The following is a 25,575-nucleotide window of genomic DNA, read 5'->3' on the forward strand; positions in this document are numbered from 1 at the left end:
GGCGTAATGCCGCCCTCCGCCAGGACGCTCCGCCGTCCCTACAGCGCCTCCTCCTCGACCGGCTCGACCTTGCTCGCCTCGATGGCATAGGCGGCATCCGCCAGCTCGTTGCTGACCTTCTCGACCCGCAGCGTGCCGTCCACCCACAGCGGGATGGAGATGTCCTCCACGCGAAAGCCCTTCGGATAGCGGACCAGGACGATCTGGTTGGGCGGCGGCGGCGGCAGATGGATGCAGGCGCCCGGATAGGGCACCAGGAAGAAGGTGGTGCTGTATCCCTTGCCGTCGCTCTCCAGCGGCACCGGATAGCCTCCCAGGCGAATCTCCCGGCCGTTCAGCGCCGGGACCGTCTTCGCCGAGTACATCACGGCCGGCAGGTTCCGGGACTTCTGCTTGAGGCCGCCCTTGGCACTGAAGTCGCCATCGGCTTCCGGCGTGTCGTGGGTGATGTCCGGCATCTCTTCCAGTGCCTGGCGATCGTCTTCGGGCATCAGTTCCAGCCAGTCCAGTTCCGGCGGTTCGGCATGCGACAGGGAACTGGCGAGAAGCAGGGTGAGGAGGAACGATGATCGGCGCATGGAATCGAATCGGCGGTTGAGGAAGAGATAAGGAACGCGAGCGGCATGATGTCATCGACCGAAGCGCCGATAAAGAGCAGCATAGTGGGGCCTGACGGCCAGCCATGGGCTTTCCTGCCTGGCAGCATTGAAAAGCGCCGGCAATTGGCTATACCGCATAAAATGGCTTGTTAGCAGCACCAGCCTCCACGCAATCCACGGCGAGTCATGCGCATGAAAACCCGTTCCCCTTTCCTAGCCCTCCTGCTGGCCTGCGCATGTGTCGTCGCCATGCCCGGCGTGCAGGCCGTCGACAAGACTCCGCCGCCCCGCACGCCACCGTCTCTGGAGCTGGCTTCGGCCAGTGCCCTGGTGGTCGACCTGAACAGCGGCAAGGAGCTGTTCACCAGCCACCCGGACGTGGTCGTGCCGATCGCCTCGATCAGCAAGCTGATGACCGCCGTGGTGGCCCTGGACGCCCATCAACCGCTCGACGAGGTGATCCCGGTGCTGATCCACGACACCCGCGAGCTGCGCGGCGTCTACTCGCGGGTGCGGGTCAACAGCCGCATCAGCCGCAGGGAGATGCTGCGCCTGGCGCTGATGTCCTCGGAGAACCGCGCGGCGGCGAGCCTGGCGCACAACTACCCGGGCGGCCACGCGCGCTTCGTCGCGGCGATGAATGCCAAGGCGCGCGCGCTGGGCATGCACAGCACCCGCTTCGTCGAGCCGACCGGCCTGTCGGAGAAGAACGTCTCCACTGCCCGCGATCTGGTGAAGCTGCTCAGGGCCGCCCGGCAGTACCCGCTGATCCGCGAGCTGAGCACCACGCCGAGCCGCAGTGCGCACTTCCAGAAGCCGAGCTACGTGCAGAACTTCAACAACACCAACCCGCTGGTGCGCAATGCCGCCTGGCGCATCGAGGTCACCAAGACCGGCTTCATCAACGAGGCAGGCCACTGCCTGGCCATGCTCGCGATGGTGCAGAACCGCCCGGTGGCCATGGTGCTGCTGAACACCCTCGGCAAGCACACCCATGTCGGCGACGCCACCCGCGTGCGGCGCTGGCTGGAAACCGGCAAGAGTTCTCCGATCCCGCTGGTGGCCCAGCGTCACAAGCAGCAGAAGCACCTGGAATGGCGGAAGACCCAGGCCACCGCCACGGCTACCGCTCAGGATTTGCGCAGATAGCCGTAGATCACCAGCAGGAGAATGGCGCCGATCACCGCGCCGATGAAGCCGGCGGCTTCGCCGGCGCGGTAGATGCCCAGCGCCTGGCCGCCGTAGGTGGCCAGGAGCGAGCCGCCGATGCCGAGCAGGATGGTTATGATCCAGCCCATGGACTGCCTGCCGGGTATGAGGAAACGCGCGACCACGCCGATCAGCAGGCCGATGAGGATGGTGCCGAGGATGCCCATCGCAGAGCCCTCCCAGAAGTCCTTGACCCCCTCAGCCTAGTCGTGCCCCGGCATGCCCGCCATCCGGGCAGCGGGCTAGGGGCCTCGCTCAGCCCCTGGCAATCAGCGCCTCGACCTCTTTGACCCGTGCCTCGAGGGTCGGCAGGTCCCTGCTGCGCAGGGTGGCATGGCCGACCTTGCGCCCGGCCTTGAAGGCCTTGCCGTAGTGATGCAGGTGGCAGTCGGCGATGGCCGCCACCCTGTCCACCGGCGGCACCTCGCCGATGAAGTTGAGCATGGCGCTCTCGCCGACCTTGGCGGTCGAGCCCAGCGGCAGGCCGGCCACCGCGCGCAGGTGGTTCTCGAACTGGCTGCACTCGGCGCCCTCGATGGTCCAGTGCCCGGAGTTGTGCACCCTGGGGGCGATCTCGTTGGCCTTGAGGCCGCCGTCCACCTCGAAGAACTCGAAGGCCAGCACGCCGACGTAGTCCAGCTTCTCCAGCACGCGGCCGACATAGTCCTCGGCCAGCGCCTGCAGCGGATGTCCGCTGCTGGCCACCGACAGGCGCAGGATGCCGCTCTCGTGGGTATTGTGCACCAAGGGGTAGAAGCGCGCCTCGCCGTCGCGGCTGCGCACGGCGATCAGCGACACCTCGCCGGTGAAGGGCACGAAGCCCTCGAGGATGCAGGGCACGCTGCCCAGTTCGGCGAAGGCGCCGACGACGTCTTCGGGCTTGCGCAAAACCTTCTGGCCCTTGCCGTCGTAGCCCAGGGTGCGGGTCTTGAGCACCGCCGGCAGGCCGATCTCGGCCACGGCGGCGTCCAGGTCGACCTGCGAGTGGATGTTGGCGAACTCCGGCGTGGGGATGCCCAGGCTTCTGAACAGGCTCTTCTCGAACCAGCGGTCGCGGGCGATGCGCAGGGCCTCGGCGGAGGGGTAGACGGGGACGAACTGGGAGAGGAAGGCCACGGTTTCGGCCGGCACGCTCTCGAACTCGAAGGTGACCAGATCGACCTCGTCGGCCAGTTGGCGCAGGTGATCCTGATCGCCGTAGTCGGCGCGGATGTGCTCGCCGAGGGCGGCTGCGCAGGCATCCGGTGCCGGGTCGAGGAAGGCGAAGTTCATGCCCAGCGGAGTGCCCGCCAGAGCCAGCATGCGGCCCAGCTGGCCGCCACCGATCACGCCGATCTTCATCTTGAGGCCTCCTTTCTCACGCGTCGCGCGGGTCCGGATTGTCGAGCACGGTACGGGTCTGCTCGTCGCGAAAACGCTTGAGCGCCTCGTGGAACTGCGGGTGCTGGCCGCCGAGGATGCCGGCGGCGAGCAGCGCGGCGTTGATCGCGCCGGCCCGGCCGATGGCCAGGGTGGCGACCGGCACGCCGGCCGGCATCTGCACGATGGAGAGCAGCGAATCGACCCCGGAGAGCATCGACGACTGCACCGGCACGCCGAGCACCGGCAGGTGGGTCTTGGCCGCGCACATGCCCGGCAGGTGGGCGGCGCCGCCGGCCCCGGCGATGATCACCTGGATGCCGCGGGACTCCGCCTGCTCGGCGTACTGGAAGAGCAGATCCGGAGTGCGGTGGGCGGAAACCACCTTGACTTCGTTGGGGATGCCCAGCTTGTCCAGCATCTCCACGGTGTGACAGAGGGTGCTCCAGTCCGACTTGGAACCCATGATCACGCCTACCAGTGCGCTCATCGTCGTGCCTCTTCGTTGGCGCCCGCAGGCGCGTCAAAAAACAACAAGCCACGCTGGCAGGGCGTGGCTTGGCAGGAAGTGCGCACCTTCCCGGATTGCGAGAGGGTCGCATTATCAAGCGGCCGAGTATAACCCAAAGCCGAACGCGGAAGTGCAGACGCGTGCACCTCCCGTCCGGGTTACCATGAATGCTTCACCCCTCCTCCGAGATCAGGCCATGTCCGCGATCAACCACCTCATGGTCCTCTACAGCGGCGGTACCATCGGCATGCAGGCCAGCCCCCGCGGTTTGGTGCCGGCCGCCGGTTTCGATGCCCGCCTCAACGAACGGCTGGCCGCCGAGCCGCCGCGCCGCATGCCCCCCTGGCGGTACCGCGAGCTGACCCCGCCGATCGACAGCGCCAACATGCACCAGGGCCACTGGCTGGCCCTGCGCGACGCCATCGTCGCCGCGGTCGAGGAGGACGGCTGCGACGCCGTGCTGCTGCTGCACGGTACCGACACCCTGGCCTACAGCGCCGCAGCGCTGAGCTTCCTGCTGCTCGGCCTGGGCGTGCCGGTCGTGCTGACCGGCGCCATGCTGCCGGCGGGCGTCCCGGGCAGCGACGCCTGGGACAATCTGTTCGGCGCCGTGGACGCGCTCGACCAGGGCCTGGCCCCCGGCGTGCATCTCTACTTCGCCGGCTGCCTGCTGCACGGCGCGCGGGCCAGCAAGCTGGGCAGCGCGACCTTCGGGGCCTTCGCCGAGCTGCCGCGCCAGCGCCACGGCAGGCGCGCCGCCGCCCTGCCCGCCGAACTCGACTACCGCCGCCTTCGCCAGCCGGTGAACCTCGCCGTGCTGCCGCTGTTCCCCGGCCTGCAGGCGGCGCAGCTGCGCGCCCTGCTCGAGAGCGGCGTGCAGGGCCTGGTGCTGGAGTGCTACGGCAGCGGCACCGGCCCCTCGGGCGACGCCGCGCTACTCGAAACGCTGCGCGAGGCCCGCCGGCGCGGCGTGGTGCTGCTCGGTATCAGCCAGTGCCCGCACGGCCATGTGGCATTCGACACCTATGCCGCCGGCAGTGCCCTGCGCGAGGCCGGGCTGGTCAGCGGCGACGGCATGACCCGCGAGGCGGCGCTCGGCAAGCTGTTCGCCCTGCTCGGCGCCGGCCTGGCGGCGGACGAGACGGAATACTGGCTGGCGCAGGACCTGTGCGGCGAGTGCGCCGACTAGGCTCCTTCCACGCGGTACTACCCGATCCCGGCCCTGCCCCGCGCAACGGGATCGGCGCGGGCAGCCCGCGAGCCTCCGGGATCTAGAACTGCCCACACCCCAACACCTCGGCCTCGGCCAGCTCCCGTCCGGCGCTGTCGTAGAGCACGGCGTAGACCTGGGTGGCCATGGCCCAGGCCTCCAGCCGGTAGCGCTGCCCGGCGGCGAAGTCCGGATAGCGCAGGCGCAGCCAGCAGCTGGTGGGCAGCGGGTTGCGGCCCATCGGGTTGCCCTGATAGTAGTAGCGGAACGTCGCCTCCAGCTCATGGGCGCCGGGGGTGACCTGGAAATAGCGGCCATCGCGCAGCCGCTTGCCATCCTGCCAGTCCGCCATCAGCAGGCTGGTCACCTCGCGGGCCTCCAGTTCGACCCAGGCCATCCGCGGGTCCGGCTCGGGCAACGGACTGGCGCAGCCGGCCAGCAGCAGGGGAAGGATCAGCCAGGGAAATCGTCCATGCATGGGCGGCCTCGCACAAGAAAACGGGCGAGGCGTCAGACGCCGCTGCTGCAGCCGCTCTCCCGTCCGCTCGCCACCATGCGGCGCTGGTCGTCATAGAGCCTGGCCCAGGCACGGAAACCGACCTCGCCGACCTCCAGACTATACCGCTGACCGGGTGCGAACTCCTCGTAGTTCAGGCGGATCAGGCAATTGCGCTCGTGGGGCTCGCTGTTCGGGCCGATGTTGCTGGCCGCCACCTCGAAGCGGTAACGCATACCCAGCTCGTGGGCACCGGGACTGACCTGGAAGAAGCGGTGGTCGTCCAGCGCCTTGCGGTCCACCTCGGCGGCGCGCAGCGAATGGGGCACCCGGGGATTCAGCTCGATCCAGGCATGACCGGGATCGTGTCGCGGCAGCAGCAGGTTGCAGCCGCCAAGGGCCAGCAGACAGGGAAGCAGAATAAGGACTCGCATGAGAAGCTCCGGAGTGTCGTGGTCATGGAACCGGTGGCGCTGGAAAAACCGGGCCGGCTTCCACCACATCGAAGCGCGCGATTGTCCGTCCGCTGCCTGTACACTCCGTGATGCACGGGCGAGCGAACCGCCCGCCTTCCCTTCCTTGAACGCCTGCAAGGCCACCGGGTTCACCGGATGAAAGTTTTCAGCTCACTCGACAACCTTACCGTGCGAGGGGTTCCCTTGTTGCTAGCCGTCTGTCTGAACGGCTGTACCACGCTCGACTATTACGCGCACCTGGCCGGCGGCCAGCTCGAGCTCTTGCGCCGGCGCGAACCGGTCGCCACGGTGATCGCCGATCCGGTCCGCGACCCCGCGCTGCGCCAGCGTCTCGCCCAGGCCCAGGCGGTCCGCCGCTTCGCCAGCGCCCGGCTCGGCCTGCCGGACAACGCCAGCTACCGTCTCTACGCCGACCTGGGACGGCCCTACGTGGTGTGGAATCTCTTCGCCACCGAAGAATTCTCGGTGGCGCCGGTCACCCACTGCTTCCCGATCGCCGGCTGCGTCGCCTATCGCGGCTTCTACGAACTCGGCCGGGCGCGCGGCGCGGCGGCGCTGCTGAACCGCCAGGGTCTGGACACCTTCGTCGGCGGCGTGGAGGCCTATTCCACCCTCGGCTGGTTCGCCGACCCGATCCTCGCCGGCATGCTGCGCCACGGCGACGACGCCCTGGCCGCGCTGATCTTCCACGAGCTGGCGCACCAAAGGCTCTACGTGCCGAACGACACCGCCTTCAACGAATCCTTCGCCAGCTTCGTCGAGCGCGAGGGCCTGCGCCAGTGGCGCGCCAGCCGCGGCCTGCCGCCGCCCGACGAGCGCCGTGCGCACCGGAGCGAGCAGTTCGCCCGCCTGGTGCTGGAGACCCGCGAACAGCTGCGCCAGCTCTATGCCAGCGGCCTGCCGGCGGACGAGCTGCGCCGGCGCAAGGCGGCCGAATTCGAACGCCTGCGTCAGCGCTACCGGGCGCTGCGCGACGTCGAGTGGCAGGGCGACCGGCGCTACGACGCCTGGGTCGAGGGGCCGCTGAACAACGCCAAGCTGCTGCCGTTCGGCCTGTATGATGGCTGGGTGCCGGCCTTTGCGGAAATATTCCGCCGCGCCGGCCGGGATTGGCCACGCTTCTACGAACAAGCCGAGCGCCTGACACGGCTGCCGGCCGCCGCGCGCGAACGGCGCCTGGCGGAGCTGCAGGCAGGCGCGCCACCCACCCTCGCCACCCAGGAGGACACCCCATGAACCGAAGCTGTCTTGCCCTCTCGCTGTGCCTGCTGAGCGCCCCGCTGCTGGCGGCGGTCAAGCCCTGCGAGGAACTCAGGGAGGAGATCGAGGTGAAGATCCAGGCCGCCGGCGTGACTTCCTACACCCTGGAGATCGTGCCCAACGCGGACGTCACCGACCCCGGCATGGTGGTCGGCAGCTGCGACGGCGGCCGCAGGAAGATCCTCTATCAGCGCAACGACGGCAGCGGCCGGCGCAGCGAGGCGCCGACATCCAGCCCTGCGCCCGCCCCCGCGCCCGCCGAAGCCCCGTTCGCGGACTGAGCCGCATCTTCGGCCATTCCGGATTGGCGCACGATGCGCCGTGGGGAAGACGCAGCCAGGGAGCCGCCCAGGAACCCTTCGATTGCCTGGCCAATCCGGAGAACCGACGAGCGGCGGACGCCGAGCACCTGCCGAGGTGTGCCACCCGGGTAGGCGGAGTCTTGCACCGAGCGCGGCGCCTGCCGCCTTGCATGCGGCCGCTGGTCGTCGAACGGAACGCAAATAAAAAACGGCGAGAGGATCGCTCTCGCCGTTTTCGGAATAGCTACTTCTTCCGTTGAGTCATCATCCTGATGAAATCGCTCTCCTGCGAAGTCCTTGGCCGCCATCCTGGTCAGCCGGTGCCGATCCGTCGGCACAGGGGCAATAGTAGGGAGGGGGCCTGCGGCCGGTAAGTGGACAAGCACCTGAATCCATGTAAGCGATAACCTACACGGCACGCCGGCCTGCCGAAGGGCTTCAGTCCTCGTGGTCGGCGAGCAGGTGCGGCTCCTTCAGCGGCAGGTAGCCCTCGGCCAGGTGCTGATCCTTCAGGCGCACGTAGTTGTCGGCGCTGTAGCGGAAGAAGTTGCGCTCCTTGTCGTTCAGCGGGCGCACCTGCTTCACCGGGCTGCCGACGTACAGGAAGCCGCTCTCCAGCGTCTTGCCGGGCGGCACCAGGCTGCCGGCGCCGATGATCACCTCGTCCTCGACCAGCGCACCGTCCAGCACGATGGCGCCCATGCCGACCAGCACGCGATTGCCGATGCGGCAGCCGTGCAGGGTCACCTGGTGGCCGACGGTCACGTCGTCGCCGATCTCCAGCGGGTAGCCGTCCGGGTTGAACGGCCCGGCGTGGGTGACGTGCAGCACGCTGCAATCCTGGATGCTGGTGCGCGCGCCGATGCGGATGCGGTGCACGTCGCCGCGGATCGCCACCTGCGGCCAGATCGAGCTGTCGTCGCCGACCGCCACGTCGCCGAGGACCACGGCGGTGGGGTCGACGAAGACCCGCTCGCCCAGTGTCGGGGTGATGCCCTGGAAGGTTCTGATGCTCATGCTGAAGACTCCATGTGGGGTTCCGTATCGTCCCGAACTGGCCCGGCGGGCGCAATAGCGCGGGCCGCCGCTCAGAAGTCCACGGTCGCCGACAGTGTGGCGGTGCGCGCCGCGCCCCAGGACACCCGGTTGCTGGTGCCGCCGCTGGAGATGAAGTATTCCTTGTCGGTCAGGTTGTCGACGTTCAGCTGCAGCTCGGTCTTCTTGCCGATCAGGTTCGGCAGCGTCCAGGTGACGAAGGCGTCGTAGGTGGTATAGCCGGACAGCTCGAAGCTGTTCGCCGTGTCGCCCTCGCGCGAGCCGACATGGCGGGCGCCGCCGCCGAGTCGGAGGGTGCCGGGCAGGACGCTCTGCGGCAGGTCGTAGGAAAGGAACAGGCCGGCGACGTTGTGGGCGACGTTGAGCAGTTCGTTGCCCTCGTTGGCCGGCGTGTCCTCGAGCACCTCGGTATCGGTGTAGGCGTAGTTGGCGATGAGGTTCCAGCGCTCGCCCAGCTGGCCGTTGAGGCTGGCCTCCAGGCCCCGCGAGCGCGCCTCGCCCACCGCGCGGGTGACCTGCTCGCCGTTGATGGTCTCGGTGGTCTGGATGTTCTCCTTGCGGATGTCGAACAGCGCGACCAGCCCCGACAGCCAGCCGTTGTCGTAGCGCAGGCCGATCTCGTACTGGCGGCCCTCCTCCGGGTCGCTGCCGCTTTCCACCAGCGTGCCGGAGGCGATGACGTTCGGCTTGTAGGATTCGCTGTAGTTGGCGTACAGCGAGAACTCGTCGTCCAGCTTGTAGACCAGGCCGACGAAGGGCAGGTTCTTGCTCTTGTTCAGGTTGGTGCCGATCTGGCTGGGGATGCCCGCCCAGTCCCGCTGGCGGAAGCGCTGGTGGCGCAGGCCCAGGGACAGGATCCAGTGCTCGCCGACATGGATGTTGTCCTTGACGTAGGCGGACAGCATGCGCACCCGCGAGCGCTGCTGGCTGTTGCCGGGGTTGACCACCTCGACCTGTTTCAGATCGCCATAATGGGGCGACTCCGGATCGAAGCCCCACACATTGGGCCCCTGGTGGAAGAAGCCGTTCGACTCATCGTGGCGCTCGTGGTCGGCGCCGAGGGTCAGTTCGTGGCGCATGCCGCCCAGCTCCAGGTCGTTGAGCCAGTCGAGGGACGCATAGTTGCGGGTCCGCTCGACGTCCGGGTTGCTGCGAAAACGCCGGCGCAGCTCTCCGGTCGCCGGATCGTAGGCGTTCGGGTCGGCCTGGTAGTCGCTGTAGGCATTCTCGTTCCAGCCATAGTTGAAGCGCAGCCGCGAGCTGTCGGAGAAGCGGTACTCCATGGCCAGGCTGGCGTACTGGCGCTGGCCGTCGATCCGCGTCCAGTGCTCGTCGAGCCGGTGGTCGCGGTCGCCGACCGCATGGCCGTTGTAGAAGAAGGCGCCGCGGTCGAGGACCGAGGTGTAGTCGGAATACTCGTAGGACAGGGTGGCCGAGAACGCCTCGCTCTCGAAGGCCAGCGACGGCGCAACCAGCTTGTCGCGGTTGACGCCGTAGTTGCGCCAGTAGTCCTCGTCCTTGTGCTGGCCGATCAGGCGGAACGCGAAGCCGCTCTCGCCCAGGGGGCCGGACACATCGAAATAGCCGCTGCCGCCGCCTTCGCTGGACAGCTGTCCGCCCAGAGTGCTGCGCCACTGGTAGGTGGGCTTCTTGCTGATGACGTTGATCACCCCGCCCGGCTCCTGCATGCCGTAGAGCAGCGAGGCCGGGCCCTTGAGCACCTCGACCCGCTCGGTGGTGACGCTGTTGTAGTTGCGCCCCTCGCTGGTGCGGATGCCGTCGCGCAGGACCCCGCCGTCGCTGCCGTTGCCGAAGCCGCGCTTGACCAGGGAGTCCTGGGTGCCGCCGAAGCTGTTGCCGATGGTGATGCCGGGGACGAACTTGATGGTTTCCTCCAGATCGCTCACCGCGAAGTCGTCCAGCACCTGCCGGTTGACGCTGTAGGCAGTCTGCGACTGCTCGAGGAAGAGCGTCTCGAACTTGTCGCCGATGGCGCTCTCCGCGCCCCGGTAGGTCCGCTCGTCCGTCATGGCGCTGACCGTGACCGCATCCAGCTCCAGCGCACTCCCGTCATCCGGCAGGGCCTGCACCTCATAGCCACCGGAACGGGTCGGCACCGCCTGCAGGCCACTGCCGCCGAGCAGGATGCGCAGCGCTTCCCCGACCTCGTAGCGGCCCTTGAGCGGCTGGCTCCGCTTGCCGGCGGTGAGGGCGGCATCGCCGGCCAGGTAGATGCCGGCCTGGGCGGCGAACTGGTTGAGCCGCTCGGCCAGCGGGCCGGCGGGAATGTCGTAGTGCTGTGTCTGCAGCTGCTCGGCGGCCTGGCTGGCGCCGGCATGGAGCAAGGCGGGCGCGCCGCACAGGAGGCACGGAACGGCCAGCGTCAGTGGGGCGAGCGGAAAGCGGAGGCGGCGAGCGTGGCGTGGTGACATGGGATTTCCCTTACTGCATTTCGGTCGGCGCGAGGCCGTTGTCACCAGTCAATTCGGATGAGCAGGAAAAACCGGAAGCGAAAATGAGAATTTTTATTAACTTTCTCGGCGGACGACCGCCGGCAGAGGGAGGCGCCGCAGCGGGCGCCGCTGAGAAAGCGCGCGGTTACGCCAGAACAGGCGCATTGGGAGAAGGACGGACACGGCTCACGGACGGGCGCCGATGCTCGTCCACCAGGGCAGCGGGCGGTGAACGGCGATCGGCAGGGCGCTTTCCAGCATGGCCAGGATCTGCTCGGGGTCATGCAGGGGATAGGCGCCCATGACCCGCAGCTGGGCGACTTCCGGGGCGACCCCCAGGTAGCCGCGGTGGTAGCGCGACAGCTCCTCGACGAACGCCGCCAGGGGCATGTCGCCGACCAGCAGGATGCCCCTGGCCCAGGCCTGGCGCGTCGCTGCGGCCGGCTCCGGGATGCCGATGGCGTGCCGGCCGAAGCGCAGCTGCTCGCCGGCCCGGACGAGGCGCACGGCACCCGTGCCGGCGGTGCGCACCTCCACCGCGCCCTCGAAGACCGCCAGCCGGGTGCCTCCGTCCTGCTGGGTCACGCTGAAACGCGTCCCCAGGGCCCGCAGCCGGCCTTCGGCAGTGTCGACGATGAAGGGGCGGGCCTCCTCGGCGGTATCGATCAGCACTTCGCCGGCGAGCAGCCGCAGGCGCCGCCACTCGGGCCGATAGTCGGCATCCAGGGCGCTGGCGCCGTTGAGCCAGATGTGCGTGCCGTCGGCCAGCAGGAAGTCGCGCACCTCCCCGGTCGCCGTGCGGTAGTCGGCCTGCCAGGCCATGAGCAGCTGCGGCAGGGGCGTGGCGCGCCAGCCGATCCAGCCGAGCAGGGCGCCGCCCGACAACAGCGCCAGGCTGCGCACCGCGTGGCGGCGGGAAAGGTTCGTGCGGCGTGCCGTGCGCAGGGTCTGCGCGGTCGCGTCGACGTCGCCCTGCAAAGAGGCGAAACGCCGGCTGACGCGTTCCACGTACTGCCAGGCCTGGCGATGCGCCTCGCTCTGCCCGTGCCAGCGCCGCCAGGCCTCGCCAGTGGTGTCGTCGTGCGGATCGGCGTGCAGCCGGGCGAACCACTCGGCCGCCTGCTGCAGGGTGGCGTGGTCGGGCTTGCCGGCCTCAGGCGAGGGCTTCATCGAGTTCGGCCTCGAGCAGCAGGCACTGGTACATCGCCTGGGACATGTAGGTGGTCACGGTGCGCTCGGAAACCCCCAGGCGCTCGCCGATGGCCTTGTAGCCGAGCCCCTCGAGCTGGGCCAGGAGAAAGGCCTCGGCAACCCTCTCCGGCAGGCGGGAAAGCATCGCATGTACCTGCTGCAGGGCTTCCAGCACCAGGGCGCGGTGCTCCTCCGAGGGCGCCAAGGCTTCGGGGCGGCCGGCCATGACCTCCAGCCAGGCCAGCTCGACCTGCCGTCGGCGCCAGAAATCCACGCAGACGTTGCGGGACATGCCATGCAGGTAGGCGCGGGCATGGCTGTCGCTGTCGAAGCGGCGCGGCCGGGCCAGCAGGCGCAGGAACACGTCGTGGGCCAGGTCGGCGGAGTCGCAGGCATTGCCCAGCTTCCGGTAAAGCCAGGCGCGTATCCAGCCATGATGCTCGGCATAGTAGTGCGCTACCTGCTGCTGATAGGTCGTGTCGGGGATCGACATGGCCGGTTACCGTCCGCTTGTCTGGGTCGTGCAAATAAGATGAATTCTCATCTTATGTCGACTAATACTTAGCTAGCAATGCATGTATCGACGTACGGTAATGCTCCGGCAGGCGCCGGAACAGGCCGGCGGCCGTCGTTCCTGCCCTGCAGAGTGGCAACAGAAACCCCGAGCAAACATGTCAAGACAGCAGTCCGGCAGCGCTTCGCATGCGTAGAGGCGGGCGCCGAGAACAGCGCCCATGATGGCGCAAGGCGTGGCGGCATCCGGAGAACCGTTCCTCAGGCACTCTGCCGCGCCGCTTGCTGACCCGGATTGACCAGGTCCCGGACGCTGGCCGCCCGGCGACCGTCGTCGCCGCTGCGAACCGGCGATGCGCCGACAGTAGTATCCTTGCTGCACCGTCGGAAATTTCTCATTAACATGGTCGGCGAACCTACCGATTCAGGGGCAACCGCCGTGACTGCCAGCAATCCTCTCCTGCAAGCCTTCGATCTGCCGCCCTACTCGCAGATTCGTCCGGAGCATGTCGAGCCGGCCATCGACCGGATCCTCGCCGACAACCGCGCCGCCATCGCGCAGATCCTCGCCGAGCAGGCCGGCGCACCGAGTTGGAGCGGCCTGGTGCTGGCGCTGGACGAGCTGGGCGAGCGTCTCGGCCGGGCCTGGAGTCCGGTCAGTCATCTCAATGCGGTGCGCAACAGCCCCGAGCTGCGCGCCGCCTACGAGGCCTGCCTGCCCAAGCTGTCCGCCTACTGGACCGAGATGGGCCAGAACCGCGCCCTCTGCGACGCCTACAAGGCCTTGGCCGCCAGCCCCGAGGCTGCCGGCTTCGACGTGGCGCAGAAGACCATCCTCGAGCACACCCTGCGCGACTTCCACCTGTCCGGCATCGACCTGCCGGAAGACCGGCAGAAGCGCTACGGCGAGATCCAGATGCGCCTGTCCGAGCTGACCAGCCGCTTCTCCAACCAATTGCTCGACGCCACCCAGGCCTGGACCAAGCACGTCACCGACGAGGCCGCGCTGGCCGGCCTGACCGACTCGGCCAGGGCGCAGATGGCCCAGGCCGCCCAGGCCAAGGGGCTCGACGGCTGGCTGATCACCCTGGAGTTCCCCAGCTACTACGCGGTGATGACCTACGCCGACGACCGCGCCCTGCGCGAGGAGCTCTACGCCGCCTACTGCACCCGCGCTTCCGACCAGGGGCCGAACGCCGGGCAGTTCGACAACGGCCCGCTGATGGAGCAGATCCTCGACCTGCGCCGCGAGCTGGCCCAGTTGCTCGGCTACCCGAGCTACGCCGAGCTGTCGCTGGCGACCAAGATGGCCGACTCCGGCGAGCAGGTGCTGACCTTCCTGCGCGATCTGGCCGCGCGCAGCCGGCCGTTCGCCGAGCAGGACCTGGCCGAGCTGCGCGCCTTCGCCTTTGATCAGGGCTGCAGCGACCTCGCCAGCTGGGACGTCGGCTACTACAGCGAGAAGCTACGCCAGGCGCGCTACAGCATCTCCCAGGAGCAGTTGCGTGCCTACTTCCCGATCGACAAGGTGCTGACCGGCCTGTTCGCCATGGTCCAGCGCCTGTACGGCATCGAGATCCGCGAGCTTGCGGACTTCGACACCTGGCATCCGGACGTGCGCCTGTTCGAGATTCGCGAGAACGGCAAGCACGTCGGGCGCTTCTTCTTCGACCTCTACGCGCGGGCCAACAAGCGCGGCGGCGCCTGGATGGACGGCGCCCGCGACAAGCGCCGCAACGCCGCGGGCGAGCTGGTCAGCCCGGTGGCCAACCTGGTGTGCAACTTCACCCCGGCGGTGGGCGGCAAGCCGGCGCTGCTCACCCACGACGAGGTGACCACCCTGTTCCACGAGTTCGGCCACGGCCTGCACCACCTGCTGACGCGCATCGAGCATGCCGGCGCCTCCGGCATCAGCGGGGTGCCCTGGGACGCGGTGGAGCTGCCCAGCCAGTTCATGGAGAACTGGTGCTGGGAGCCGGAAGGCCTGGCGCTGATCTCCGCTCACTACGAGACCGGCGAGCCCCTGCCCGCCGACCTGCTGGAGAAGATGCTGGCGGCGAAGAACTTCCAGTCCGGCATGATGATGGCGCGCCAGCTGGAGTTCTCGCTGTTCGACTTCGAGCTGCACGTCCACCATGGCGACGGGCGCAGCGTGCTCGAGGTGCTCAAGGGCATCCGCGACGAGGTCTCGGTGATGCAGCCGCCGGCTTACAACCGCTTCCCCAACAGCTTCTCGCACATCTTCGCCGGCGGTTACGCGGCCGGTTACTACAGCTACAAGTGGGCGGAAGTGCTCTCCGCCGACGCCTTCTCCCGCTTCGAGGAGGATGGCGTGTTCAACCCCGTCACCGGCCAGGCCTTCCGCGAGGCGATTCTGGCCCGTGGCGGTTCGCAGGACCCCATGGTGCTGTTCGTCGATTTCCGCGGCCGCGAGCCGTCCATCGACGCCCTGCTCCGTCACCTTGGCCTGAGCGCGGCGGCCTGAGAGAAGATCATGAGCGGACACAAGAAGCAGTTCATCGCCGGCGCCGTGTGCCCGGCCTGCGAAACCATGGACACCGTGCGCATGTGGAACGTCGACGGCGTGCCGCACCGCGAGTGCGTGTCCTGTTCCTTCGCCGACATCCTCAATGCTCAGGGCCTGTCGGTGCCCCTCGAACTCGGCACCCGGGTGAACAAGGCCGAGGCGGCCCCGGCCGCCCCCGCCCCCGCCCCCGCCGCGCCCAAGGTGCACACCGCGCAGTTCTTTCCCAATCCGAAGCTGAAGAAGCCATAGGATCAGGCAGGCAGCGCTCCCTCGAGCGCGCGGGGCGTCTGACCTAGGCCAGGCGCACCTCGAACGCATGGCAGCCCCAGGCCGGCAGGTCGAGGTAGAGGCCGCGGGCGGCGAGTTCCGTGCCGTCGCGCTCGTACCGCGCAGAACCCAGCCGGTCGCGCAGTTGCCAGCTGCGCCCGGCGAGGTCGCGCCACGGCAGCCTGACGAACCCCTGGCTCGGATGGTCGGCGTAGTTCACCGCGACCAGCCGGCGCCGTCCGCCCGGGCCGCTCCAGGCGAAGGCGATCAGCGCGTCGTGGCTGGGGTTGCCCGCCCAGGCGGGATCGGCGTCGAGCAGTTGCCAGTGACCGTCGCGCATGGCCGAATCCTTCAGACGGCTAAAAGGATTATCGTAGAAGGCGGCAAGCGCACCGTCCCGCCCGGACCGGCCCTTGGCGGGCTGCGGGCGGGTGCTTGACCAGGAACAATGAGCCTTTGCGGCTGCCCGACGCGGCCGTGCCCGGCGTTAACCGACCGAACATGGAGTCCTGCCAATGACGATGAACCATGGCTGGCAGCTGGTCTGCGGCGACCTCGCCGCCGAGGCCATCCGCCCGCTGCTCGGCGAGACGGCGCGGATCGCGGTGCTGCACGACGACCTGGCGGTCGGCCCGCTGCTGGATGTGGACGAGCCGCCCTGCGCGGTACGTGCGGCCTTCTGGCAAAGCGTCTGGCCACCCGGCCAGGCGCAGCCGCCGTTCGCCGAGCAGCTCGCCGGGGAAGCCCGCTGGCTGATGGATCTGGCCGGCCAGGGCGGGCCGGTGACGCTCTGGCACGGCGACAGCACATCCGAGCAGCTGCTGCTGGCGCGAGTCGCCGCACTGCTCGGCGAGGCGCCGCTGGAGCTGCGTGAAGTCGCCTGCGGCACGGGCGACAGCGGGGTGCGCCGGCGCCGTGCGGTTTCCCAGTGCTCGCCGCAGCAGCTGCGCGACTTCCAGCGCCAGGCCCGGCCGCTGTCGGCCGAACGCCGTGACGGGCTGGCCGGCCAGTGGCGGCAGGCGCTGGCGGAAAACGGCAGCGTGCGCCGCTGGCGGGCCGGCGCCTTCCACTCCGAGGACTACCGGCTGGTCGACGGCATGCTGCTGTGCCTGTGCAGCCACGACTGGCAGCCGCTGGTACCGCTGCTGTCCCAGGCGATGCGCTGCTGCAGCGGCTTCTTCGCCACCGACCTGTTCCTCGCCTGGCGCCTGCGCGAGCTGGCCCGTCAGGGCCGCGTCGATCTCGAAGCCGGGCAGACCGACCTCGCCGGCATGCGCGTGCGGCGGCTGGCCGATTAATATTCCAGCCCCCTTGTCCCGCCAACGGGAAACAACTTCCCACAAAGTTACTTATCGGACATTAGTCAATAAAGCGTTATGTAAGAAAATATGTGAGCCGCTATAGATAAGGCGAATGCTGGCAGTTGCCTATATGTAAAAAAATGTGTGTCGCAGCCTGCCCGTCACGCAAGTCAATTTTTCCGCAACAGCCCTGCCAGACGCCCGAGCGTTGCTCTGGAAGGCAGACACGACGCCGCATGTGGCTTATTGACATCAATCATGGAAAGAGCTTGCCGGGGCAGTCGGCGGACACAAATTTTGTTGCATTCGGTTTCATTTAAGTTGTGTAGCCCGCTATTCAGTTTCACTTAACTTATTGGTACTGCGCATTCAGCTTTATTTAAGTTGAATGACGCAGGCTGATTTCATCGAGGGCATCCAGTGCCCCGCGCCCGCCTGTGCCGAATCGGTCGTCCCGACTCGTCACAGCGAGGGCGACTATCGAGCCTTGCCACTTTCCGCTACCCAGGGAGGTTATGCCATGAACCATTTCATCTCGGGACAGAGCCCGTCGCAGGGAACGACCGAGGCCCGGACCGAATCCGAAAACGCCGAGGTGGCCCTGAAGAACATCGTCGAGGGCTTCCACCGCTTCCGCACCGAGGTCTTTCCCCAGCAGCGGGAGTTCTACCGCGCCCTGGCCAGTGCCCAGCGCCCACGAGCGATGTTCATCACCTGCGCCGACTCGCGCATCGTCCCCGAACTGATCACCCAGAGCGCGCCGGGCGACCTGTTCGTCACCCGCAACGTCGGCAACGTGGTGCCGCCCTACGGGCAGATCAACGGCGGCGTGTCCACCGCCATCGAATATGCGGTGATGGCGCTCGGCGTGCATCACATCATCGTCTGTGGCCATTCCGACTGCGGCGCCATGAAGGCGGTGATGGACCCGCCGACCCTGGAGAGCATGCCCACCGTCAAGGCCTGGCTGCGCCATGCCGAGGTGGCCAAGACCGTGGTGGAGCAGAACCGCTGCAGCTGCGCCGGCCGCGACACCCTGGAAGTGCTCACCGAGGAGAACGTGGTCGCCCAGCTCGACCACCTGCGCACCCATCCCTCGGTGGCGGCACGCCTGGCCAACGGCCAGTTGTTCATCCACGGCTGGGTCTACTCCATCGAGACGTCCGAGATCAAGGCCTACGATGCCGAGCAGGGCTGCTTCCGCCCCCTCGACAGCGAAGGCTCGGTTCCCATGGCTACCCCGCGCCCGCGCTTCCACCAGCGCTAGCGCCGCGGCAAGTCCGCCAGGCCGATCCCCGTGATCGGCCTTGTTTTTTACTTTCGCCCGGTCTTCCGGTGCGGGGCTGCCGCCCTGCGCCGCGGGCGGGTCATGTCCGATTCGCACATGGAAGGAGCCTCCATGAACCTTGAAACCCTGAAATCCACCCTGCCACGGGACGCCATGGCCTCCGTGGTGGTCTTTCTCGTCGCCCTGCCGCTGTGCATGGGCGTCGCCATCGCCTCCGGCATGCCGCCGGCCAAGGGCCTGATCACCGGCATCATCGGCGGCCTGGTGGTCGGCGCTCTGGCCGGTGCGCCGCTGCAGGTCAGCGGTCCGGCTGCGGGCCTCGCCGTGCTGGTCTTCGAGCTGGTGCGCCAGCACGGCATCGCCATGCTCGGACCGATCCTGCTGCTCGCCGGCCTGATCCAGCTGCTCGCCGGACGCCTGCGCCTGGGCTGCTGGTTCCGCGTCACCGCGCCGGCGGTGGTCTACGGCATGCTGGCGGGGATCGGCATCCTGATCATCCTGTCGCAGCTGCACGTGATGCTCGACGCTTCGCCGCAGGCCTCCGGCCTGAACAACCTGCAGGCCTTCCCGGCGGCGCTGGTCGATGCCCTGCCGTTCGGCGCCGGCGACGGCTGGAGCGCCGGCCTGCTCGGCCTGCTGACCATCGGCACGATGTGGCTGTGGGACAAGCGCAAGCCGGCCAAGCTGCGTTTCCTGCCCGGCGCGCTGCTCGGCGTGAGCCTGGCGACGCTGCTCAGCCTGATCTTCTCGATGGACGTGCGCCGGGTCGAGGTGCCGGCCAACCTGGGCGATGCCATCGACTGGGTGCAGCCGGCCGACCTGCTGCGCCTGCTGACCGATCCCACCCTGCTGATCGCGGCGCTGACCCTGGCCTTCATCGCCAGCGCCGAGACCCTGCTGTCGGCCGCCGCGGTGGACCGCATGCACCAGGGCAAGCGCGCCGACTTCGACCGCGAGCTGACTTCCCAGGGCGTCGGCAACATGCTCTGCGGCCTGCTCGGCGCCCTGCCGATGACCGGGGTGATCGTGCGCAGCTCGGCCAACGTGCAGGCCGGCGCCGTCACCCGCATGTCCGCCATCCTCCACGGCCTCTGGCTGCTGGCCTTCGTCCTGCTGCTGACCGCGGTGCTGCAGAGCATTCCGGTGGCCAGCCTGGCCGGGGTGCTGGTCTACACCGGGGTCAAGCTGGTCGACATCAAGGCCCTGCGCGGTCTGGGCCGCTACGGCCGCATGCCGATGTTCGTCTACGGCGCCACGGCGCTGGCGATCGTCTTCACCGACCTGCTGACCGGGGTGATGATCGGTTTCGCCCTGACCCTGGGCAAGCTCGCCTGGCGCGCCTCGCGGCTGAAGATCAACCTGGTCTATGACGAGGGCGGGCGCACCGCGGAACTGCGCATGGTCGGCTCCGCGACCTTCCTCAAGGTGCCGGAACTGTCCCGCGTGCTGGCCTCGGTCCGCCCGGGCACCCAGCTGCACGTACCGCTGGATCACCTGAACTATATCGACCACGCCTGCATGGAGCTGCTCGACGAATGGCGCGCCGCCAGCGCGGCCAACGGCTCCGAGCTGGTGCTCGAGTCCCGTGCGGTGAAGCGCCGCCTGGAAGGCCGGGTGCGCACCACCGTCGGCATCGGCGGCGCCGGCTCGGCCTGAAAATCCGCTCAGGCCCCGGCCATCCGCCCTCCCGCAACCGCGAGGGCGGATGGCTCGGTGAAACCCCCTCAGCTTCCCGCCGCCCCGATGCCCCTGAGAAGGCGCGCAGGCAATCTCCGGGAACCGGAAACGCCGTCTCCTGCGCCTATCGACCGGCGCGCAGCGCCACCGGCATGGTCCCCAGCCGGCTCAGCTGCAACTCCACCCCGAACTGCCGTGACAGGCAGGGCCAGGCCAGCCAGGCGGCGACGGTCTTCGGATTGCTCAGGCGGGCGCGGTAGGCGTCCAGGGACACCTGCTCGGACAGGGTGTTGCCGAGCAGGCCGTTCACCGCGAGCGCCACGGCCTCGTCCAGCCGGTTGGCGAAGTCCTCGCCGATCAGCCGGTGGGCGATCAGGTTGGCCACCGTGGTATCCAGGGGGATCAGCGGCTGGCCGATGAAGGCGATGTAGCGATCGTTCACCTCCTCGACCAGCCGATGCGCCAGATAGGCCTCGTCGAGCAGGCCGGCGAGGCCTTCCTGCCCCTCCAGCATCTCCGGCGGGCTGAGGAAGAAGTGTTCGGCCACCTTCAGCACCGGCTTGATCTGCGCCTCGATGCCGGCTTCGCAGGCGACCGCGTGGGCCGCCTCGAGCAGTTCCGGCACCTGCTCCAGATATCCATCGACAAACTTCGTCAGCACCCCCAGCGCATCCTCCTCGGGCAGGCAGATGGCGGGGTGCAGGTACTGCATCCGGCTTTCCAGCTGGCGAGTGAGCGTGCCGTGACGGGCTTCGTGCAGGCGGGCGCTCTCGATCAGCTGGCGCAAGGCTGGAATATTCAAAGGCGGTACTCCTCGGGTTTCTGCGGTAAGGCAGCCTCCCTGGCCACTGGATAGACCTGCCTAGCTTAGACGCCCGTACCGCGTGCCGCTATTGGCCAGTGGCCGCCCGGGCTGCAAAAACCATCCCCCTCCTCGCCGCTGTCTATACTCGACTCGAAACACGCTTACCGGAGTAAGGCCCGACTGCGCCGCGCAGGCCGGGGTTCTGCGGTAGCGGGTCGCGGGAATAGGGAAGGCCGGCATGCAGGCCATGTGGGAGCGCAGCGGGCAAGGCCAGGCAAGGCGGGAGCGAACAGGGACGACGAGCGCGCGCTCCGGTCCGGCTCCGCGCGGCATGGTCGAGCACGGCGATTTCACAGGGACTGCTCCGGCGGTTTCCGGTGACCCGTCCGAGCCGGAGAAGGCCCGGCAGCAGCACCCTGCGTCGACGGTTCCGCCAGCGGGATTAAAAGAACGATAAGGGGAACCCGCAATGATGCGACATCCACGACTCTGGATGGGTCTTCTGTCGTGCTCGGCCCTGTCCCAGGCGCAGGCCGCCTGGGATGTGAACATGCGGCCGGGAGTCACGGAAGTCAGCCGTTCCGTCTTCGACCTGCACATGACCATCTTCTGGATCTGCGTGGCCATCGGCGTGCTGGTGTTCGGCGTGATGTTCTGGTCGATGTTCGCCCACCGCCGCTCACGGCACCCACAGCCCGCGCACTTCCACGAGAACACCAAGGTCGAGGTGCTGTGGACGGTGATCCCGCTCCTGATCCTGATCGCCATGGCGGTGCCGGCGACCCGCACCCTGCTGCACATCTACGACCCGTCCGAGCCCGACCTGGACATCCAGGTCACCGGCTACCAGTGGAAGTGGCACTACAAGTACCTGGGCGAGGACGTCGAGTTCTTCAGCAACATGTCCACCGCGCGCGAGGCCATCGGCGATCAGGCGCCGAAGAACGACCACTACCTGCTGGAAGTGGACGAGCCGCTGGTGATCCCGGCCGGCGCCAAGGTGCGCTTTCTGGTCACCGCGGCGGACGTCATCCATTCCTGGTGGGTGCCGGAGCTGGCGGTGAAGAAGGACGCCATTCCCGGCTTCATCAACGAGACCTGGACCCGCGTCGGCGAGCCGGGCCTCTACCGCGGCCAGTGCACCGAGCTGTGCGGCAAGGATCATGGCTTCATGCCGGTGGTGGTGGAGGTCAAGGCGCCCGCCGACTACAGCGCCTGGCTGGCCGGCCGCAAGGCCGCCGCCGCCGAGCGCGCGGCGCAGGCCGCCCGGGAGTGGACCCGCGAGGAGCTGATCGCCCAGGGCGAGCAGGTCTACCGGACCGCCTGCGCCGCCTGCCACCAGCTCGGCGGCCAGGGCGTGCCGCCGGCGTTCCCGGCCCTCACCGGCTCGGCGATCGCCACCGGGCCGAAGGAAGGCCACATCGACATCGTCGTCAACGGCAAGCCGGGCACCGCCATGGCCGCCTTCGGCAAGCAGTTCTCCGACGTCGATCTGGCCGCGGTGATCACCTACGAGCGCAACGCCCTGGGCAACGCAGTCGGCGACAGCGTCACCCCGCAGGACATTCACACCTTCCGGCAAGCCCAGGAGGCCGGCCAGGGTATGCAGCCCGGCCAATCCCAACCCCAGTCCCAGCCCCAATAGAGGAGAGGCCACGATGAGCGCAGTGATCGAGCCGGGCCACGCCGGCCATGACGAACACCCTCACGGTCCGGCCAGGGGCCTGATGCGCTGGGTGCTGACCACCAACCACAAGGACATCGGCACCCTGTACCTGTGGTTCAGCTTCACCGCCTTCCTGCTCGGCGGCAGCATGGCCATGATCATCCGCGCCGAGCTGTTCCAGCCGGGACTGCAGATCGTCCAGCCGGAATTCTTCAACCAGATGACCACCATGCACGGCCTGATCATGGTCTTCGGCGCGGTGATGCCGGCCTTCGTCGGCCTGGCCAACTGGATGATCCCGCTGATGATCGGCGCGCCGGACATGGCCTTGCCGAGGATGAACAACTTCAGCTTCTGGCTGCTGCCGGCGGCCTTCAGCCTGCTGGTCAGCACCCTGTTCATGGAGGGCGGCGGGCCGAACTTCGGCTGGACCTTCTACGCGCCGCTGTCCACCACCTTCGCGCCGGAGAGCGTGACCTTCTTCATCTTCGCCATCCACCTGATGGGCATCAGCTCGATCATGGGCGCGATCAACGTGATCGCCACGGTGCTCAACCTGCGCGCCCCCGGCATGACCCTGATGAAGATGCCGCTGTTCTGCTGGACCTGGCTGATCACCGCCTTCCTCCTCATCGCGGTGATGCCGGTGCTGGCCGGGGTGGTGACCATGATGCTGATGGACATCCACTTCGGCACCAGCTTCTTCAATGCCGCCGGCGGCGGCGACCCGGTGCTGTTCCAGCACGTGTTCTGGTTCTTCGGCCACCCCGAGGTATACATCATGATCCTGCCGGCCTTCGGCGCGGTCAGCTCGATCATTCCGACCTTCAGCCGCAAGCCGCTGTTCGGCTACACCTCGATGGTCTACGCCACCGGCGCCATCGCCTTCCTGTCCTTCATCGTCTGGGCCCACCACATGTTCACCGTGGGCATGCCGGTGGCCGGCGAGCTGTTCTTCATGTACGCCACCATGCTGATCGCCGTGCCCACCGGGGTGAAGGTGTTCAACTGGGTGAGCACCATGTGGCGCGGCTCGCTGACCTTCGAGGCGCCGATGCTGTTCGCCGTGGCCTTCGTCATCCTCTTCACCATCGGCGGCTTCTCCGGGCTGATGCTGTCCATCGCCCCGGCCGACTTCCAGTACCACGACACCTACTTCGTGGTGGCGCACTTCCACTACGTGCTGGTGCCCGGGGCGATCTTCGGCATCTTCGCCTCGGCCTACTACTGGCTGCCCAAGTGGACCGGGCACATGTACGACGAAACCCTGGCCAGGTGGCATTTCTGGCTGTCCTTCGTCGGCATGAACCTGGCCTTCTTCCCCATGCACTTCGTCGGCCTGGCCGGCATGCCGCGGCGCATCCCCGACTACAACCTGCAGTTCGCCGACTTCAACATGCTCTCCAGCATCGGCGCCTTCCTGTTCGGCGCCACCCAGCTGCTGTTCCTGTACCTGGTCATCAAGTGCATCCGCGGCGGCGAGCCGGCCTCGGCCAAGCCCTGGGACGGCGCCCACGGCCTCGAGTGGTCGGTGCCCTCCCCGGCGCCCTACCACACCTTCAGCATCCCGCCGGAGGTGAAGTGACATGAACGACGGCCTGCCGACTGCCCGCCTGGTCCGCCGCCTGCTGCTGGTGGTGGCGGCCATGTTCGCCTTCGGCTTCGCCCTGGTGCCCCTGTACGACGTGATGTGCCAGGCCTTCGGCATCAACGGCAAGACCGCCGGCGCCTGGCAGGGCACGCAGGCGGTGGACGAATCGCGCACCGTGCGCGTGCAGTTCCTCGCCAGCAACGCCGCCGGCATGACCTGGGAATTCCAGCCGCTGCAGGACGAGCTGGTGGTGCATCCCGGCGCCAGCAACCAGATGCTGTTCGTCGCCCATAACCCCAGCGACCGGCCGATGACCGCCCAGGCCATCCCCAGCGTCGCCCCGGCGCGGGCGGCGGCCTGGTTCCACAAGACCGAGTGCTTCTGCTTCACCCAGCAGGTCCTCATGCCGGGCGAGCGCATCGAGATGCCGGTGCGCTTCGTCGTCGACCGCGACCTGCCGGACGACGTGCGGCACCTGACCCTCGGCTACACGCTGTTCGACATCACCGAGCGCCAGGGGCCGCCGGCCCAGGCCGCCCGTTAAGGAGAAGAACGACCATGTCGACGCCCCACGAGCACTATTACGTTCCCGCCCAGAGCAAGTGGCCGATCATCGCCACCCTCGGCCTGCTGATCACCGTCTTCGGGCTCGGCAGCTGGTTCAACGACCTCAAGGCCGGACGCGACGAGATCTCCGGGCCGGTGATCTTCTTCGTCGGCGCCCTGCTGATCGCCTGGATGCTGTTCGGCTGGTTCGGCAACGTGATCCGCGAAGGCCGCGCCGGGCTCTACAGCGCGCAGATGGACCGCTCGTTCCGCTGGGGCATGAGTTGGTTCATCTTCTCCGAGGTGATGTTCTTCCTGGCCTTCTTCGGCACCCTCTTCTACATCCGCTACTGGACCGGCCCCTGGCTCGCCGGCGAGGGCGACAAGGGCATCAGCCACATGCTCTGGCCGGACTTCCAGTACACCTGGCCGCTGCTGGAGAACCCCGATCCGAAGCAGTACCCGGCACCGAGCGGGACCATCAGCCCCTGGTCGCTGCCGCTGGTCAACACCATCCTGCTGGTGTCCTCCAGCTTCACCGTGACCTTCGCCCACCACGCGCTGAAGAACGGCAATCGCCAGAAGCTGAAGCTCTGGCTGGCGCTGACCGTCGGGCTCGGGGTGACCTTCCTGATCCTGCAGGCCGAGGAATACGTGCACGCCTACCAGGAGCTGGGGCTGACCCTGGGCTCGGGCATTTACGGCGCCACCTTCTTCATGCTCACCGGCTTCCACGGCGCCCACGTGACCATCGGCGCGATCATCCTCACGGTGATGCTGTTCCGCGTGCTGCGCGGCCACTTCACCCCCCAGGAGCACTTCGGCTTCGAGGCGGCGAGCTGGTACTGGCACTTCGTCGACGTGGTGTGGATCGGCCTGTTCATCTTCGTCTACGTGCTGTGAACAGGAAGCGGGACAGGGCGCAGGGTGGGTAACGGCGCAGCCTTGCCCACCAGAACCAAGGTGCTTGGTGGAAAACTCGCACAGCGATTTTCCACCGCACGGAACACCCACGGCGGGAAAGACCTGCGGTCGTTTCCCACCCTACGAAACTACGAAACGGCGGCTACCAGGTCACATGGGAAACGAGCTGGCCGCTGTAGAAGCCCCAGGCGACCAGCGCCAGGGTCAGCGCGGCCAGACAGACCCGAACGTACAGCGCCTGCAGCACCCGGCGGGTACGGCCGGCGTCGTGGACCAGGAAGAACAGGCCGCTGAACAGGCTGGCCAGCATCGCCAGCAGCGACAGGACAATCGCCACCTTGAGCAGCA

General features: G+C 67.9%; 25 protein-coding genes and 1 pseudogene. 13 read left to right on the forward strand and 13 right to left on the reverse strand.

Annotated elements, in window-relative coordinates:
* Window positions 1–38 precede the first annotated feature (38 nt).
* Window positions 39–578 (reverse strand): DUF3299 domain-containing protein, encoded by a 540-nt coding sequence (locus GCU53_RS12105; RefSeq protein ID WP_152387836.1) that lies wholly within the window; start codon window positions 576–578, stop codon window positions 39–41.
* A 213-nt stretch (window positions 579–791) separates the two neighbouring features.
* Between GCU53_RS12105 and pbpG the strand changes: the two genes are divergently transcribed.
* A complete protein-coding gene (gene pbpG, locus GCU53_RS12110) occupies window positions 792–1,748 on the forward strand; it encodes a D-alanyl-D-alanine endopeptidase (protein ID WP_152387837.1) in 957 nt (318 codons plus the stop codon).
* Here pbpG and GCU53_RS12115 read toward each other — a convergent pair.
* The 3 genes from GCU53_RS12115 to purE all read right to left on the reverse strand — a co-directional run bounded on the left by GCU53_RS12115 (window position 1,730) and on the right by purE (window position 3,657).
* Window positions 1,730–1,975: a GlsB/YeaQ/YmgE family stress response membrane protein gene (locus GCU53_RS12115; RefSeq protein WP_152387838.1), complete on the reverse strand. Its 246-nt coding sequence runs from the start codon at window positions 1,973–1,975 to the stop codon at window positions 1,730–1,732. The two genes, pbpG and GCU53_RS12115, sit on opposite strands and share 19 nt — an antisense overlap.
* Before the next feature lie 88 nt (window positions 1,976–2,063).
* Entirely contained in the window at window positions 2,064–3,149 is a 1,086-nt protein-coding gene (locus GCU53_RS12120; RefSeq protein WP_152387839.1) for a 5-(carboxyamino)imidazole ribonucleotide synthase, read from the reverse strand.
* A gap of 16 nt (window positions 3,150–3,165) precedes the next feature.
* On the reverse strand, window positions 3,166–3,657 hold the full coding sequence (gene purE / locus GCU53_RS12125; protein ID WP_152387840.1) for a 5-(carboxyamino)imidazole ribonucleotide mutase: 492 nt from the start codon (window positions 3,655–3,657) through the stop codon (window positions 3,166–3,168).
* A gap of 217 nt (window positions 3,658–3,874) precedes the next feature.
* On the opposite strand from purE, the gene GCU53_RS12130 reads away from it, so the two are divergent.
* Window positions 3,875–4,867, forward strand: a complete 993-nt coding sequence (locus GCU53_RS12130) for an asparaginase (protein WP_152387841.1) — start codon at window positions 3,875–3,877, stop codon at window positions 4,865–4,867.
* A gap of 82 nt (window positions 4,868–4,949) precedes the next feature.
* Here GCU53_RS12130 and GCU53_RS12135 read toward each other — a convergent pair whose 3' ends face one another.
* Together GCU53_RS12135 and GCU53_RS12140 are read right to left on the reverse strand one after the other, a co-directional pair.
* Window positions 4,950–5,366 (reverse strand): PA0061/PA0062 family lipoprotein, encoded by a 417-nt coding sequence (locus tag GCU53_RS12135; RefSeq protein WP_152387842.1) that lies wholly within the window; start codon window positions 5,364–5,366, stop codon window positions 4,950–4,952.
* Window positions 5,367–5,398: 32 nt separating this feature from the next.
* On the reverse strand, window positions 5,399–5,818 hold the full coding sequence (locus GCU53_RS12140) for a PA0061/PA0062 family lipoprotein (RefSeq protein ID WP_152387843.1): 420 nt from the start codon (window positions 5,816–5,818) through the stop codon (window positions 5,399–5,401).
* 177 nt (window positions 5,819–5,995) lie between these two features.
* Here GCU53_RS12140 and GCU53_RS12145 point away from each other — a divergent pair, with 177 nt between their 5' ends.
* On the forward strand, window positions 5,996–7,096 hold the full coding sequence (locus tag GCU53_RS12145) for an aminopeptidase (protein ID WP_208845228.1): 1,101 nt from the start codon (window positions 5,996–5,998) through the stop codon (window positions 7,094–7,096).
* Window positions 7,093–7,320: pseudogene (locus GCU53_RS12150) on the forward strand (DUF1161 domain-containing protein); the annotation flags it as partial. The gene GCU53_RS12145 and the pseudogene GCU53_RS12150, both read left to right, overlap by 4 nt.
* Window positions 7,321–7,860: 540 nt before the next feature.
* On the opposite strand, the gene GCU53_RS12155 reads toward GCU53_RS12150, so the two are convergent.
* From GCU53_RS12155 to GCU53_RS12170, 4 genes are all read right to left on the reverse strand, one after another.
* Window positions 7,861–8,439 carry a gamma carbonic anhydrase family protein gene (locus GCU53_RS12155; RefSeq protein WP_152387845.1) on the reverse strand — a complete coding sequence of 193 codons (579 nt, stop codon included), beginning with the start codon at window positions 8,437–8,439 and terminating at the stop codon, window positions 7,861–7,863.
* A 71-nt stretch (window positions 8,440–8,510) separates the two neighbouring features.
* Entirely contained in the window at window positions 8,511–10,910 is a 2,400-nt protein-coding gene (locus tag GCU53_RS12160) for a TonB-dependent siderophore receptor (protein ID WP_152387846.1), read from the reverse strand.
* 207 nt (window positions 10,911–11,117) lie between these two features.
* The gene (locus tag GCU53_RS12165) at window positions 11,118–12,101 is read right to left on the reverse strand and encodes a FecR domain-containing protein (protein WP_244306736.1); all 984 of its coding nucleotides are present in this window, start codon (window positions 12,099–12,101) and stop codon (window positions 11,118–11,120) included.
* A complete protein-coding gene (locus tag GCU53_RS12170) occupies window positions 12,085–12,615 on the reverse strand; it encodes a sigma-70 family RNA polymerase sigma factor (RefSeq protein WP_152387847.1) in 531 nt (176 codons plus the stop codon). The genes GCU53_RS12165 and GCU53_RS12170 overlap by 17 nt, the downstream gene beginning before the upstream one ends.
* 423 nt (window positions 12,616–13,038) lie before the next feature.
* Between GCU53_RS12170 and prlC the strand changes: the two genes are divergently transcribed.
* Both prlC and GCU53_RS12180 read left to right on the forward strand, forming a co-directional pair.
* Complete coding sequence (gene prlC, locus GCU53_RS12175) at window positions 13,039–15,120, forward strand: oligopeptidase A (RefSeq protein WP_208845230.1); 2,082 nt, start codon at window positions 13,039–13,041, stop codon at window positions 15,118–15,120.
* 9 nt (window positions 15,121–15,129) lie between these two features.
* On the forward strand, window positions 15,130–15,411 hold the full coding sequence (locus GCU53_RS12180) for a YheV family putative zinc ribbon protein (RefSeq protein ID WP_152387849.1): 282 nt from the start codon (window positions 15,130–15,132) through the stop codon (window positions 15,409–15,411).
* A gap of 43 nt (window positions 15,412–15,454) precedes the next feature.
* Here GCU53_RS12180 and GCU53_RS12185 read toward each other — a convergent pair whose 3' ends face one another.
* Window positions 15,455–15,769, reverse strand: coding sequence for a hypothetical protein (locus tag GCU53_RS12185; RefSeq protein WP_152387850.1), 315 nt, complete (start codon window positions 15,767–15,769; stop codon window positions 15,455–15,457).
* A 175-nt stretch (window positions 15,770–15,944) separates the two neighbouring features.
* Between GCU53_RS12185 and GCU53_RS12190 the strand changes: the two genes are divergently transcribed.
* From GCU53_RS12190 to GCU53_RS12200, 3 genes are all read left to right on the forward strand, one after another.
* Window positions 15,945–16,727: a DUF3658 domain-containing protein gene (locus tag GCU53_RS12190; protein WP_341873498.1), complete on the forward strand. Its 783-nt coding sequence runs from the start codon at window positions 15,945–15,947 to the stop codon at window positions 16,725–16,727.
* 523 nt (window positions 16,728–17,250) lie between these two features.
* Window positions 17,251–17,997: a carbonic anhydrase gene (locus GCU53_RS12195; protein ID WP_152387851.1), complete on the forward strand. Its 747-nt coding sequence runs from the start codon at window positions 17,251–17,253 to the stop codon at window positions 17,995–17,997.
* 102 nt (window positions 17,998–18,099) lie between these two features.
* Window positions 18,100–19,674: a SulP family inorganic anion transporter gene (locus tag GCU53_RS12200; RefSeq protein WP_152387852.1), complete on the forward strand. Its 1,575-nt coding sequence runs from the start codon at window positions 18,100–18,102 to the stop codon at window positions 19,672–19,674.
* Window positions 19,675–19,819: 145 nt separating this feature from the next.
* On the opposite strand, the gene GCU53_RS12205 is transcribed toward GCU53_RS12200, so the two are convergent.
* Window positions 19,820–20,497: a hypothetical protein gene (locus GCU53_RS12205; protein WP_152387853.1), complete on the reverse strand. Its 678-nt coding sequence runs from the start codon at window positions 20,495–20,497 to the stop codon at window positions 19,820–19,822.
* A gap of 472 nt (window positions 20,498–20,969) precedes the next feature.
* Here GCU53_RS12205 and coxB point away from each other — a divergent pair, with 472 nt between their 5' ends.
* Genes coxB through GCU53_RS12230 form a run of 4 tightly spaced genes read left to right on the forward strand, consistent with a single transcriptional unit; the run spans window position 20,970 to window position 25,206 of the window.
* Window positions 20,970–22,145 carry a cytochrome c oxidase subunit II gene (gene coxB, locus GCU53_RS12215; RefSeq protein ID WP_152387855.1) on the forward strand — a complete coding sequence of 392 codons (1,176 nt, stop codon included), beginning with the start codon at window positions 20,970–20,972 and terminating at the stop codon, window positions 22,143–22,145.
* A gap of 13 nt (window positions 22,146–22,158) precedes the next feature.
* Complete coding sequence (ctaD, locus tag GCU53_RS12220; RefSeq protein ID WP_152387856.1) at window positions 22,159–23,751, forward strand: cytochrome c oxidase subunit I; 1,593 nt, start codon at window positions 22,159–22,161, stop codon at window positions 23,749–23,751.
* A 1-nt stretch (window position 23,752) separates the two neighbouring features.
* Window positions 23,753–24,301 carry a cytochrome c oxidase assembly protein gene (locus tag GCU53_RS12225; protein WP_152387857.1) on the forward strand — a complete coding sequence of 183 codons (549 nt, stop codon included), beginning with the start codon at window positions 23,753–23,755 and terminating at the stop codon, window positions 24,299–24,301.
* Window positions 24,302–24,315: 14 nt separating this feature from the next.
* The gene (locus tag GCU53_RS12230; RefSeq protein WP_152387858.1) at window positions 24,316–25,206 is read left to right on the forward strand and encodes a cytochrome c oxidase subunit 3; all 891 of its coding nucleotides are present in this window, start codon (window positions 24,316–24,318) and stop codon (window positions 25,204–25,206) included.
* 163 nt (window positions 25,207–25,369) lie between these two features.
* Here GCU53_RS12230 and GCU53_RS12235 read toward each other — a convergent pair whose 3' ends face one another.
* Window positions 25,370–25,573 carry a twin transmembrane helix small protein gene (locus GCU53_RS12235; RefSeq protein WP_167520112.1) on the reverse strand — a complete coding sequence of 68 codons (204 nt, stop codon included), beginning with the start codon at window positions 25,571–25,573 and terminating at the stop codon, window positions 25,370–25,372.
* Between the last annotated feature and the right edge of the window lie 2 nt (window positions 25,574–25,575).

The organism is Azotobacter salinestris, assembly GCF_009363155.1.
Lineage (GTDB): Bacteria > Pseudomonadota > Gammaproteobacteria > Pseudomonadales > Pseudomonadaceae > Azotobacter > Azotobacter salinestris.

Bases quoted from the DNA above. Each gene is read 5' to 3' on its own strand.
- GCU53_RS12135 (WP_152387842.1), bottom strand. From the start codon at position 5,366: ATGCATGGACGATTTCCCTGGCTGATCCTTCCCCTGCTGCTGGCCGGC.
- GCU53_RS12120 (WP_152387839.1), bottom strand. From the start codon at position 3,149: ATGAAGATCGGCGTGATCGGTGGCGGCCAGCTGGGCCGCATGCTGGCT.
- GCU53_RS12105 (WP_152387836.1), bottom strand. From the start codon at position 578: ATGCGCCGATCATCGTTCCTCCTCACCCTGCTTCTCGCCAGTTCCCTG.
- GCU53_RS12225 (WP_152387857.1), top strand. From the start codon at position 23,753: ATGAACGACGGCCTGCCGACTGCCCGCCTGGTCCGCCGCCTGCTGCTG.
- GCU53_RS12115 (WP_152387838.1), bottom strand. From the start codon at position 1,975: ATGGGCATCCTCGGCACCATCCTCATCGGCCTGCTGATCGGCGTGGTC.
- GCU53_RS12130 (WP_152387841.1), top strand. From the start codon at position 3,875: ATGTCCGCGATCAACCACCTCATGGTCCTCTACAGCGGCGGTACCATC.
- GCU53_RS12185 (WP_152387850.1), bottom strand. From the start codon at position 15,769: ATGCGCGACGGTCACTGGCAACTGCTCGACGCCGATCCCGCCTGGGCG.
- coxB (WP_152387855.1), top strand. From the start codon at position 20,970: ATGATGCGACATCCACGACTCTGGATGGGTCTTCTGTCGTGCTCGGCC.
- GCU53_RS12165 (WP_244306736.1), bottom strand. From the start codon at position 12,101: ATGAAGCCCTCGCCTGAGGCCGGCAAGCCCGACCACGCCACCCTGCAG.
- GCU53_RS12140 (WP_152387843.1), bottom strand. From the start codon at position 5,818: ATGCGAGTCCTTATTCTGCTTCCCTGTCTGCTGGCCCTTGGCGGCTGC.
- GCU53_RS12200 (WP_152387852.1), top strand. From the start codon at position 18,100: ATGTCCGATTCGCACATGGAAGGAGCCTCCATGAACCTTGAAACCCTG.
- GCU53_RS12145 (WP_208845228.1), top strand. From the start codon at position 5,996: ATGAAAGTTTTCAGCTCACTCGACAACCTTACCGTGCGAGGGGTTCCC.
- GCU53_RS12195 (WP_152387851.1), top strand. From the start codon at position 17,251: ATGAACCATTTCATCTCGGGACAGAGCCCGTCGCAGGGAACGACCGAG.
- prlC (WP_208845230.1), top strand. From the start codon at position 13,039: ATGGTCGGCGAACCTACCGATTCAGGGGCAACCGCCGTGACTGCCAGC.
- GCU53_RS12190 (WP_341873498.1), top strand. From the start codon at position 15,945: ATGACGATGAACCATGGCTGGCAGCTGGTCTGCGGCGACCTCGCCGCC.
- ctaD (WP_152387856.1), top strand. From the start codon at position 22,159: ATGAGCGCAGTGATCGAGCCGGGCCACGCCGGCCATGACGAACACCCT.
- purE (WP_152387840.1), bottom strand. From the start codon at position 3,657: ATGAGCGCACTGGTAGGCGTGATCATGGGTTCCAAGTCGGACTGGAGC.
- GCU53_RS12230 (WP_152387858.1), top strand. From the start codon at position 24,316: ATGTCGACGCCCCACGAGCACTATTACGTTCCCGCCCAGAGCAAGTGG.
- GCU53_RS12180 (WP_152387849.1), top strand. From the start codon at position 15,130: ATGAGCGGACACAAGAAGCAGTTCATCGCCGGCGCCGTGTGCCCGGCC.
- GCU53_RS12155 (WP_152387845.1), bottom strand. From the start codon at position 8,439: ATGAGCATCAGAACCTTCCAGGGCATCACCCCGACACTGGGCGAGCGG.
- pbpG (WP_152387837.1), top strand. From the start codon at position 792: ATGAAAACCCGTTCCCCTTTCCTAGCCCTCCTGCTGGCCTGCGCATGT.
- GCU53_RS12170 (WP_152387847.1), bottom strand. From the start codon at position 12,615: ATGTCGATCCCCGACACGACCTATCAGCAGCAGGTAGCGCACTACTAT.
- GCU53_RS12160 (WP_152387846.1), bottom strand. From the start codon at position 10,910: ATGTCACCACGCCACGCTCGCCGCCTCCGCTTTCCGCTCGCCCCACTG.